Source organism: Pseudomonas fluorescens, from assembly GCF_002022275.1.
GTDB lineage: Bacteria > Pseudomonadota > Gammaproteobacteria > Pseudomonadales > Pseudomonadaceae > Aquipseudomonas > Aquipseudomonas fluorescens_AJ.
On record NZ_MSDF01000012.1, the window covers coordinates 110,468 to 122,276 of the forward strand.

At 63.1% G+C, this 11,809-nt stretch carries 6 protein-coding genes; all 6 read right to left on the bottom strand.

All coding sequences use genetic code 11. The features are described from left to right. Positions 1 to 43: 43 nt before the first annotated feature. The 6 genes from BFW87_RS06475 to recC all read right to left on the bottom strand — a co-directional run bounded on the left by BFW87_RS06475 (position 44) and on the right by recC (position 11,697). Positions 44 to 535: an OmpA family protein gene (locus BFW87_RS06475; RefSeq protein ID WP_078739104.1), complete on the bottom strand. Its 492-nt coding sequence runs from the start codon at positions 533 to 535 to the stop codon at positions 44 to 46. A 4-nt stretch (positions 536 to 539) separates the two neighbouring features. Then, on the bottom strand, positions 540 to 1,802 hold the full coding sequence (locus BFW87_RS06480; protein WP_078739105.1) for a diguanylate cyclase domain-containing protein: 1,263 nt from the start codon (positions 1,800 to 1,802) through the stop codon (positions 540 to 542). Continuing rightward, positions 1,799 to 2,365 carry a YfiR family protein gene (locus BFW87_RS06485; RefSeq protein ID WP_078739106.1) on the bottom strand — a complete coding sequence of 189 codons (567 nt, stop codon included), beginning with the start codon at positions 2,363 to 2,365 and terminating at the stop codon, positions 1,799 to 1,801. The genes BFW87_RS06480 and BFW87_RS06485 overlap by 4 nt, the downstream gene beginning before the upstream one ends. Positions 2,366 to 2,507: 142 nt before the next feature. Further along, positions 2,508 to 4,577 carry an exodeoxyribonuclease V subunit alpha gene (gene recD, locus BFW87_RS06490; protein ID WP_078739107.1) on the bottom strand — a complete coding sequence of 690 codons (2,070 nt, stop codon included), beginning with the start codon at positions 4,575 to 4,577 and terminating at the stop codon, positions 2,508 to 2,510. Further along, positions 4,574 to 8,248, bottom strand: coding sequence for an exodeoxyribonuclease V subunit beta (recB, locus tag BFW87_RS06495; protein WP_078739108.1), 3,675 nt, complete (start codon positions 8,246 to 8,248; stop codon positions 4,574 to 4,576). Before recB ends, recD begins: the two co-directional genes overlap by 4 nt. Then, positions 8,245 to 11,697 carry an exodeoxyribonuclease V subunit gamma gene (gene recC / locus BFW87_RS06500; protein WP_078739109.1) on the bottom strand — a complete coding sequence of 1,151 codons (3,453 nt, stop codon included), beginning with the start codon at positions 11,695 to 11,697 and terminating at the stop codon, positions 8,245 to 8,247. Before recC ends, recB begins: the two co-directional genes overlap by 4 nt. Positions 11,698 to 11,809 lie beyond the last annotated feature (112 nt).

Genomic DNA, 11,809 nt, shown 5'->3' on the forward strand with positions numbered 1-11,809 from the left:
CTCCCACATTGGATTGCATTTCACTTTTGAGCGGGCGGGTTGGTTAGTCGGCGATGACGACAATCGACACGCGCCGATTCTCGGTACGCCCCGCCACCGTGGTGTTCGGCGCCACCGGTTCGCTGCTGCCCAGGCCACGCAGCTGGATGTTCTCTTCCTTCATTCCTACACCCGTCAGCACCTTGCCCACGCTTTTCGCGCGGCGCAGGGACAGTTGCTGGTTGTAGGTTTCTTTACCCGATGCATCCGTGTGCCCGTCCACGCGCACGCGCTGGATGCCTACGCCGAGCAACGCTTTGCCGATGCGTTCGACGATCTCGGTGCTGGGTGTGTTGAGGGTTTCGACATCGCTGCCAAACAGCACTTTGCCGGACAGGCCAAACGCCCAACCTTCGTCAGTCAGCTCAAACCCTTGTTGCTTGAGGACGGCCACTTGCGCCGGGGTCAGGCCTTTGGGCGGCGCGGTCTGGCAACCGCCGAGCGCCAGCAAGGCCACCAGCAAAGTGATAAACATAAAACGCGCAGTAGAGAACAAGGGATCAACTCCTGTGTTGAACATTGGCAGCGGTAGGCTCCGCCTCCGCCGTTTGCTGGCTGCCCTGCGACAGCCGCTTGGCCTGGTACATCGCCGCGTCGGCGGCATTGAGCAAGGTGCCGGGAGTGGCGCCATGATCAGGGTAAATGGCGATGCCGATACTGAGGGAGGTCAATACCTGGGTGTTGCCGGGCACCGGGATCGGCACATCCATGCTGGCAATGATTTTGTCGGCGATGCGCTGGGCGTCTTCGGCCTTGTGCAGCGGCGCCAGCAGGATGGCGAATTCGTCGCCGCCCAGACGCGCCACCAAGTCATCTTCACGCAGTTGCGCGCGCACGCGTTCGGCGACGGCGACCAGCACGGCATCGCCGGCAGCGTGGCCGAAGTTGTCGTTGATGTCTTTGAAGCGGTCGCTGTCGAGAAACAGCACGGCCACTTTTTCATTGATCTTCGCGGCGCTGCGCAGGGCTCGGATCAGCCGGCCTTCAAAAAATGCGCGGTTGGGCAGGCCGGTCAGGCTGTCGTGACTGGCCTGGTGGGCGAGGGTTTCGTTTTCGCTTTGCAGGTGGCTTTGCCAGGCTTCCATTTCGCCGAGCAGAGCATTGAAGTCGCTGCCGAGGCTGTCGAGTTCGGCGATCTGCGCCGGTGGCACGCGCCGGTCAAAATCGCGTTCGCTGCGGGCGGCGTGGGCCACGGCGGCGAGGCTTTGCAATGGGCCGGTAATCCCGCGTAACAGGCGCCACGCCAGGTGCAGCGCCACCCAGGCGCTGAGGGCAGTGCAGATGAGAATGCCGGCCAGGCCACTGAGCAGGAAGCGCAGCAGGCTGCCGCCATGGCCGACCACGTGGATGCTGCCGATGGTTTTGCCCTGGTGCAGGATCGGCTGGTTGATCGGCTGTTCGAGCAGGGTATGCGCCAATGCCAGTTCAACCTGCGACAACATTCCGGTGTCCGGGCGAACCCACTGCGCCAGCAGCTTGCCACTGGCGTCGAACACTTCGGCCTGGGCGACTTCCTCGGTGGAGGCAATCAAGCTGAGGGCTTCGGTGGCCGCCGAGCTGTCGTCGAACACCACCGCCGCTTCCACGGTGTAGTTGATGGATCGCGCGATCAAATGCAGGTTGTGCTCGGCATACACCCGCAGCGCCAGCACGCCGAGCAGGGTCAGCGACACGCTGGCCAGGGTCACAGCGACCAATGCCAGGATCAGGTGCCCACGGCCAATGACCGAACGCAGGGTCGGCCGTGCTTTTGCAGTACTCATGGCGCAGGCGCTCGACGTCGCGACAGTTGGAGCACGCTGGGGTGAATGCGCACGCCGCTGCGGGCGACGGAGTCCAGGTTGACCTCGAACGACACTTGCTCATCCGCCACGCGCAGGCAGAACAGGCTGCCGACGGTGCATTGGTCACCGCCTTCGCTGATGCTCAGCACCGGGTGGCCGATCAACGAGGCGAACAGGCGGCTGCGCTCATCATCGGAGAGTTTGCCGATGTACACGGCGTCACAGGCACTGACGATGTCAGGGTTGTCGGCCAGCAGGCGTCGCACTACCACCGGGCGGCCGGTGGCTTGGGTTGTGCCTTTGATCAGGTCGTCGGTGTATTGAGTCGGGCCGACGATGCACAACCGCAGTTGCGCAGGCTCCACCGGCCAACGGGCGTAACTGAGGATACCGAGCACCACTTGCGTCACCGACTGCGCGCGGTGATCGGCCAGGCTGGGCGTCTGGGCAAATACCCGTGGCGCGAGCAGGCACAGCACCGCCACCAGTAACATGCGTCTCCAGCTCAAACTGCGCTCTGTGGGCGAGACAGCCACGTTCATGCAGCGATACTCTCAGGTGTTTTTCAGGGTGATGCCGCAACGATAGCACAGCGGCGGAAAACCCCGCGAAGCCAGGACTTCACGAGGGCCGCTATTTTTTCAGAAAAATCAGACAACTGAATCAGAAATATTTCACGACCGATCAGTCAGTTTCACCCGTTGCAGCGTCCAATTCCAGCATCAAACCACTCAAACGCTTGACCTTGCGTCGCACGGCCTCTTCAAACACACCGCCGCGAGGCTCGATCAAGCTGAACCAACGTTTGGCCCGAGTGATGCCGGTGTAGATCAGCTCTTTGGTGAGCACCGGGTTGAGTGCGTCCGGCAGGATCAGCGCGGTGTGGGTAAATTCCGAGCCCTGGGATTTGTGCACGGTCATGGCGTACACGGTTTCCACATCGTTCAGACGGCTGGGCAGTACAAAACGCACACCGCCCTGGCCGTCATTACGTGGGAAAGCCACGCGCAGCACTTGGGGGCCGCCGTCGCTTTCGGGCAGTTTGAGCGCGATGCCGATGTCGCCGTTCATCAGGCCCAGGCCGTAATCGTTGCGGGTCATCAGCACCGGGCGACCTTCGTACCAGTGGTCGTCGCCTTCGATCAGCTTTACTTTGCGCAACGCGGCGGTGATGCGCAAGTTCAACCCCTCCACGCCCCACGGGCCTTTGCGTACGGCGCAGAGCAGTTGAAAGGCGTCGAAGGCTTGCAGCAATTGTTGCGCCCAGTGAGTCCAGGCCGGGTCTTCACGCGGGGTGCCCTGGGCCGGGCGCGCGCTGTGAAGCAGGTTGAGGTAGAAGCGATAACCTTGAGCGCCGTCGCCCTGCCCGTCCAATACCAAACGCTCCAGGGCGTGATCATGTTCGCCTTTGAGGCTGACGCAGAACAGGTCGTCGTAGCTGCGCGCGGCCAGCAGTTTGCGCGCTTCTTCGGCGTTTTGCTGGTTGACCCAGCGCGCCAGCTGGCCGATGCCGCTGCCTTCACCGAAACGTCGCGAGTAGCGCAGCATGACCACTTGCTGGGCCAGTGGATGGCTGCCGTCGAGGTCTTCCAGCAGGCCGGTGGCGCTGAGGTTTTCGCCGCTGACGGCCTGCAGCCATTGGCGGGTGGCCGGGTTGTACCAGCCGGCTTCGGCGTCGCGGCACAGGTCGCCGAGCACGGCGCCGGCCTCGACCGACGCGAGCTGATCCTTGTCGCCCAGCAGCACCAACCGTGCGTGGGGCGGCAAGGCGTCCAGCAGGTTGGCCATCATTTCCAGGTCGATCATTGAGGCTTCGTCGACCACCAGCACATCCAGCGGCAACGGGTTGCCGAGGTGATGGCGGAAGTGCCGTGTGCCCGGGCGACTGCCGAGGAGGCGGTGAACGGTGGTGACTTGGGTCGGAATTTTTTCCCGCACGCTGTCAGGCACGGTCAGCGACTGTACTTGCTGGCTGATGGATTCGGTCAACCGCGCAGCCGCTTTACCCGTCGGTGCAGCCAAGCGGATGCGCAACGGGCTACCAGCTTCCACGGCCGGTGCTTGCAGCAACGCGAGCAGGCGCACCACCGTCGTGGTTTTACCGGTGCCGGGGCCGCCGGTGACGATGCTGAACGCACCGCGAGTCGCCAGGGCGCAGGCGAGTTTTTGCCAGTCGATAACGCCATCGGGCGGTGGTTGATCGAACAGGTTGTTCAAACGCTGCGGCAAATCGGCGGCGACGTTTTCCTCAGTGGCCAAACGCAGGCGCAACGCCGTGTCGATGCGCCGCTCATAGGTCCAGTAGCGGCGCAGGTAAAGACGTTTGCCCGACAACACCAGCGGCCGACTTTGGGCCGACTCACTGCCATCTGCCGCCAGCGCGACCAGGTGACTGGAGGCCAGCGCATGGCACCAGTGCGTACCCTCGAGGCCGTCGAGCAATTGCGACGGCAGCAGCATGGCGCCGGTTTGCAGGTCGCCTTCGGGCGGCAATGACAAGGCAAAATCGGGTGCCTTGAGGGTTTCGAACAGGTCGAGGCACACGTGGCCGTGGCCGAGTTGGTGGCTGGTTAATGCAGCGGCCAACAACACCAGCGGGTCAGCCTCGGGATCGAGTTCATGCAGGAAGCCGACAAAGGCCTTGTCCAGCGCGCGCAGCCAACCGCGATCCACCCAACGTTCCAGCAGTTGCACCAGGTCGGCGGCGCGGCTGAGGGGCAGCAGCGCCTCAAGCGGTAACGGCGACAGGCTCATAACAACACTCCTTGTTCCCAGGCGGGCTCAACCTTGGGCGGGATGGGCTTGCCCTGGAAGAGTAAATCCAGGCCTTCGATCAGTTCACGTGGCGGGCGAGTGAAATAGGCGCCTTTGCTCACAGACTCGGTGCCGCGCAGGAACAGGTAGAGCGCGCCGCCGACGTGGCGATCGTAGTCGTAGTCCGGCAGGCGTGCCTTCAGCTGGCGGTGCAGGGCGAGTAGGTAAAGCACGTATTGCAGGTCGTACCGATGCTCGAGGATCGACTGCTCCATGGCGTCCCAGGTGTAGGCCGAATCGTCGGGGCCGAGCCAGTTGGATTTGTAGTCAGCCACGTAATAGCGGCCGTCGTGTTCGAAGGTGAGGTCGATAAAACCCTTGAACATGCCGTTGAGCAGCACCGGTTCGGCGGCGACACGGGACACGCCGTTGTGGGTGTATTGGCATACCAGCCTGTCGAGGGCGAGTACGTCAACTTTGTGGCTGGCGAACCAGAATTCCATTTCGATCTGGTACTGCTGCAGGTTGCTGAGGGTGACGTGGTCGTTATCCACCGGCAGCGGGGTCTGCAACAGGTGACCGAGCCAACCGCTGAGGGTGACGATCCAGCCTTCCCAGTTGCGGCGGTTACAGCGCGCGCCGACGGCTTTTTCGATGGCTTCAGGGGTGACGTTGAAACCCTCCTCGCCTGCCCATTCGAGCAGGCCGTGGAGGAAGGTGCCGGGATTCGGGCCGCGTGGGAAACGGTGAATGTCGCCGCCGGACGCTGCCACTTCACGCGGCGCGTCGGGATCGAGGCGTTCGTCGTCGAACAGCTTCTGGGCTTGTGGGCTTTCAGGCGCTTCAAGGTTTGCGGCGCTCATGCTGTCGCCAATTCTTAAAGCGCTGTAGGAAGCGATCCACCAGTTTTCGGCAGCTTTGCGTTTGGGCAATAAAGGTGCGAGCAACGTGGCGGTGTTGCGTGGTGGATGAAACAGGATGTCTTGAGCATCGGGCACTGGGGCGTAGTGGATTGCCGGGCAGCCTTCCTGCAAATCCAGCAGCCAGCGCGCCAAGCCAGCGGACTCACCCAGCGCTGCACCGGCACCGAGCAAATAGCCCAACGCTGACAAGTGCAATACGGAACTGCTGCTATTGCCGCGCTTGAGGTCGGCGATGCCAAGCCAGCACGCGTGTTTGGCGCGGGTCAGGGCGACGTAGAACAGGCGCAGGTCTTCGGCCAGGCGCTCGTCGTCCGCCTGCGCGATCAACTCGGCGGTCGGACGCAGGCTGACGTGGGATTTGCCGTTTTCATCGTGGTAGTGAAGCGGCAAGCGGCTGCCGTCTACCGGCTTGGCCGAGCAGATGAAGGGCAGAAACACCAGGTCGTACTCGAGGCCTTTGGATTTGTGGATGGTCACGACCTTGACTAGTTGCTCATCACTTTCCAGGCGCAGGATTTGTTCTTCACCGGCCTGACCCGACAGTGCCAAGTGTTCAGCCAAGTGGCGAATGAGCGCCTGCTCGCCGTCGAGCTCCGACGCGGCTTGTTGCAATAATTCGCTGAGGTGCAGCAGGTTGGTCAACACCCGCTCGCCATCGCTGCGAGCGATCAGGGTCTGTGGCAATTTAAAATCGTGGAGCAGGCGACGCAGCATTGGCAGTACGCCTTGGGTGCGCCAGATCGCACGGTAGCCACGGAACTGCATGACGCGGGTTTCCCACGCCAGCTCGTCCTGGTTCAGACGCTCCAGTTCCGGCAGTGACAGGTTCAGGGTGACGCAGGCCAGGGCGGCGCGCAGCGGGCGCTCGACGTCGGGCTCGGCGCAGGCCTTGAGCCAGGCCAGCAGGTCGTGAGCTTCCTGGGCGGCGAAGACCGAATCCTTGTCGGACAGATAAACACTGCGCACGCCACGGGCGGCCAGTTCGGCGCGCACGGCTTGGGCTTCCTTGCCGTCGCGCACAAGGATGGCGATGTCTGACGGGAGCACGCCCTTGAAGCTGTCGTCCGGGTGCAGGAAACCTGCCGTGCCTTGCTGCCCGCCATTGAGCAATTCAACAATTTGCGTGGCGCAGGCGGCGGCCAATTGCTGGCGATAAACCACATTTGACACCGGCTGATCCGTGGGCAGATGCCAGAGGTTCATCGCCGGGAGTGTGTGGCCGTTGACCTGCAACTTCTCCTTACGACCTTGGGACAACACCGTGTGAAACGGCACCGGGTTGTCGCCATTCGGCTCGCGGAACAGAAACGCGCCACGGCCTTTTTCGGCACGCTGGAAAACATGGTTCACCGCCTCGACCATCGCGTGGCTGGAGCGGAAGTTGGTGCCCAGGGTGTGATGGCGGCCGGTGGTGGACTGGCGGGCGCGCAGGTAGGTGTAGATGTCGGCGCCACGGAACGCGTAGATCGCCTGCTTGGGGTCGCCGATCAGGAACAGGCCACTGTCGAGGTGGTTTTCTTCGATGCGGTAGATGCTGTCGAAGATGCTGTATTGCACCGGGTCGGTGTCCTGGAATTCGTCGATCAACGCCACCGGAAATTGCTCGCGAATCACGCCTGCCAAGCGCTCGCCGCCGTCTGCTTGCAGGGCGGCGTTGAGGCGGATCAGCATGTCGTCGAAGCCCATTTCGGCGCGGCGGCGTTTTTCTTCTTCGAACCGTTTGCCGACCCAGCCGGCAGCGTGGTGCAACACCGCGGCGTCGGGCGTCGGCAAGGCGTCGAGGCTGGCTTTGAGGCCGGCCATGGCGTCGATACCGGGGTGGCGCGGCGGCTCGCCCTTCCAGGCTTCGGCCATGCCGTCGGGCGTGAGGCGGGTGAAGCCGGTGCCGATGTCGAGTTGTTCCAGGGTTTCGTCAGCAGCCCAGGCGCTGATCTTTTCGAACCAGGGTTCGAAGTAGCGGGCCTGCATCTTGCGGCCATCGACGGCTTTCGCGGCCACGGCTTGCAGGCAGATGTCGCGCAGCTCGGCGGCCCATTGTTGCCATGGGGCCTTGAGGGTTGTCAGCGCTTCGCGGCGCTCTTGCAGGCAGGCCGTGATCAGCTCGGCGGGCTCGCGGGATTCATCGGTGGGCCGCTCGCTGCCGAACAGTGCGCGCACCCGTGGCATCAACGCGGCCGGGCCGCCCCAGTTGTTGCGCACCCAGTTGAGCGCGTCGTCGTGCATCGGGTAGCAGAACAGGCGCCAGTAGTCGCGCAGCACTTCGCCGAGCAGGTCGCTGTGGTCGGTTTCCAGGGTCTGGGTGAACAGACTGCCGCTGTCGAAGGCGTGTTCGCGCAGCATGCGCTGGCACCAACTGTGGATGGTCGAGACGGCGGCTTCGTCCATCCACTGCGCGGCGATGTCCAAACGGTTGGCGCAGGCGGGCCATTGCTCGGCGGCGTATTCGTCACGCAGGTCGGCGATCAGCGCGTCGGGCTGTTCGATTTCATCGCGGAAGAAGCGCGCGGCTTCTGCCAGGCGAATGCGGATGCGTTCGCGCAGTTCCTTGGTGGCGGCGTCGGTGAAGGTCACCACGAGGATTTGCGGAGGCAGCAGTTCGCGGATGAAACCGGACTCATCGCCACCATGGCGGAGCACCAGGCGCAGGTACAGGGCGGAGATGGTGAAAGTCTTGCCGGTGCCGGCGCTGGCTTCGATCAGCTGGCTGCCTTTGAGCGGGAAGCCCAGGGCCAAGGGTTTGCTGGTCATGCGCTGGCCTCCTCGCCGGTGAGTGATCGCCAGGGGGCGTTGATCAGCGGGCGATACAGGGTCTCGGCCCAGCCTTCGAATTCTTCGCTGGCGATGAGCGCGGCGAAGTCGGGGAATTGGCGGGTGAGCGCGGGGGTTTCGCGGCGTTCGCCGTCGGTATTTATGCCGTCGCCTTCGTAGGCTTTACTGGCTGCGGCGTGTGCCTTGGCGGGGTCGGTTTGGCCGAGCCAGGCGAAGGCAGTTTTCACGGCCACGGGGAGCGGTTTGCGCATGCCGGTGTGCCAGGCCAAGAGCAGGTTGCCGAGGACTTCCCGGGCTGCGGATTGATCCAGCGGGGGCAGTAATAAGGTGTCGTCGCTGGCCACCAGACCCGTACTGAGTGACAGGCCGCAGGCGCAGGCGACCACGTGATTGACCCAAGGCCGAATCAGCCGGTGCCATTTGCGCGTTTTGATTGAGCCGATGCTGTTGGGGATGGTGGTGACGCTTAACAGTCCGCCATCACTGCGCCGGTGCAGGCCGCTGATCCAGCCTTCGAGCTGGAGACCTTGATGCTCAAAACTGATCGGCTCCGCGCCAGGGTGTGGAGTGGGCCAGAGGGCCAGTAATTGTTGGTAACGTTGCAGCAGGTCGGGCAATGGCTCAATCAGTTCGTTGCGCAGGCATTCGCCGAAACCAACCATGGGCAGCAGGCCACTGCCTTGCAGCCGCAGGGCCTGAGCGCTGAGTGCCCGGTCTATGTGATCCGGCTGGGTCAGTGCGGCACTGAGCAGGCTGTCGCTGAGGCTGTAGCGCTGAAGTGCGTCGAGGACGAAGGGTTCTTCGTCGGCGAGCGGCACTTCCGCGGCCTCGAAGAACACTTTCAGGCGCTGGCTGAAGAAGTGTTTGACCGGGTTGCGCAGGAAATCCTGCAGCTGGCCGAGGGTCAGGGGTTCTTCCTGTTGGTGTTGCGCCAGTACGTCTTCTGTTGCGATGGCATCCGCTGCTTCGTGCAGCAATTGCCATTCGCGAGCGTAACTGAACAACGGGTCGCCTTCATGGAAATAGCGTGCACTGTACGGTTGGAGTGGGTGCTCCCGGGTCATCGCGTCCAGCAACGGTTCTTCTGTGTTGGCGTTGTGCCAGCCACTGGAGAGGTGGTCGCGCAGTTGGCCGATCAGCACCGACGCCGGGCGATCACTGTTGTCGCGGATGCTGCGGCCGACCCAGCTGATATACAGCTGGTCGCGGGCCGACAACAGGGCTTCGAGCAACAGGTAGCGGTCATCTTCACGGCGCGAACGGTCGCCAGGGCGGTAGTCGCTGCCCATCAAGTCGAAGTCCAGCGGCGGTTGCGCGCGCGGGTAGTCGCCGTCGTTCATGCCGAGCAGGCAGACGAGCTTGAACGGGATCGCGCGCATGGGCATTAAAGTGCAGAAATTGACAGCTCCAGCGAGGAAGCGTTGGGACAGGCGCCCTTGGTCCAGACCGGCGAGCCAGGCTTCGCGGACTACGGTGAGCGGTAACTCGTCCTGCAGGCCGACGGACTCGCAGGTTTCCAGCCAGGTTTCCCTGAGCTGCTCGAGTTGGCTCAACAGGTAGTCGTCGTGTTCGCTGCTGGGCAGGAAGAACAGTTGCATCAGGCGTTGCAGGCGTTCACCCCATTGCTGTGGCGTTGCGGGTTGTGACAAAGCCTGATGAGCGTCGTTGAGCGCATCGAGCAAGGCGACCAGCGGGCCGATCAGGGCGGCGTCGAGGCCGCCGATTTCGTCGTAGGGCTCGATGCCGTCGCACGCGATACCGGTGCCGACCGCGTAACCCAGCAGCATGCGGCGCAGGCCGAATCGCCAGCTGTTTTGCTCCAGTTCTGTGGGCAGACCGAGGCCCGCACGTTGCTCGGCGTTGAGGCCCCAGCGGATGCCGGCGCCTTCGATCCAGCGGCGCAGCGTCGGCAGGTCGCGCTCTTTGATGGCGAAACGTTCGCGCAGGGCAGGAACGTCGAGCAGGTCGAGAATTTCGCTGACGGGGAAGCGGCTGTCCGGGAGTTTCAGCAAGTGTTCGACGGCGATCAACAGCGGGTCGCGGCCGCGCTGGCCTTGGTCGGTCAGGGTGAACGGGATGAAGCGTGGGTCATGTCGCTCAAGCTGGCCGAATACGGCGCGGATGTGCGGCGCGTAGCTGTCGACGTCGGGGACCATGACGATGATGTCGCGCGGGCGCAGCGCGGGGTCGGCGCTGAAGCGCTGGAGCAGTTGGTCGTGGAGGATTTCTACTTCGCGTTGGGCGCTGTGGGCGATGTGGAAGCGGATAGAGGAGTCGCTCTCAAGATCGACGGCGGGCCACAGGGCGCGGGTTTCGTTGAGTGGGCGCAGTTCGAGGATATCGTCCTGGAGCTGGTTGAGCAGCGTGGTGGGCTCGCTGTCGCTGAACAGGTCGATGCGGCCATCGCGGAAGGCGGCGCGGTAACTGTTTGGGTCGTCGTAGCTGTCCAGCAGGCTGATGTAGTCGCGACCCTGTTTGCCCCAGGCCGCCAACAGCGGGTGGGCGTGTTGGTGCAGGGTTTGCGGGTCGATGGTCACCGGCATGCCGACCTTGCGCGCCTGGCGTTTGTATTCGTTACGCAGCAGGTCTTTGTCGGCGACGATGTCGGACCAATGATGGCGGCAAGGGTTGTGCACGCAGAGCAGGACCTGGCTGAAACGCGCGAGGCCGGCGAGGGCTTCAAGTGCTTGCGCAGGCAGCGAGGAAATACCGAAAACGATCACTCGGGACGGCAAGCCTTGGGGCGCTTTTTCCAGGGTATTGATGCGCTCGATAAATCGCTGGTGTACGCCGGCGCGGCTTTCGGCCATGCCCTCTTCGCCTACATCCAACAGCAGCGCGCGCCATAGTTCAGCTTGCCAGCAGTTGGCGGGGTTCAAGGGTTTGGATTCACCTCGGCCATTGCGCAATTGGTGACGGCCAGCGGCCCAGTCTTCGAGCCAGTCGGCGCGGTAGACCTGATATTGGTCGAACAGGTCGGCCAAGCGCTCGGCGAGTTGGTAGCGTTTGCGCAGGTCGGTGTCGTGGGTGAGGAAGCGCTGTAGTGGTTCGAAGTGCGGTAGATCGATGAGTTCCGGGAGCAGGCGCATGAGGCGCCAGGTCAGTGGGGCTTTATCGAGCAGGGACTTGGGCGGGATTTCATTCTTGCCCAGAACCATGCGGTAGAGCTGCCACATGAAACTGCCGGGAAGTTGCACGTCGATGGCGGCGGCGATACCGCATCCGCCCATGTCATCTTCTTCAGGGTCTTCGGCCAAGGCCAGTTTTAGCCATTGGGCGATACCGTTGCTTTGTACCAGGGCGATTTCGTTTTCCAGAGGCGCTAGGGGATAGCGGCGCATCCAGCTGACCACCAGGCTGCGCAGCTCGTCCAGGCGATTGCCGTGAACCACCATAAATCCAGCGCTGAGGGACGTCGCATCCGGCATAACGGCTTCCTTGGGAAAAGCTAAATCGAGGGTGCGACTTTAGCACTGTGGGCAGTTGTTGGCGGAATTGGGATGTTAGCTATCTTTTCGACCGCCCAAAACAAAACCCCTG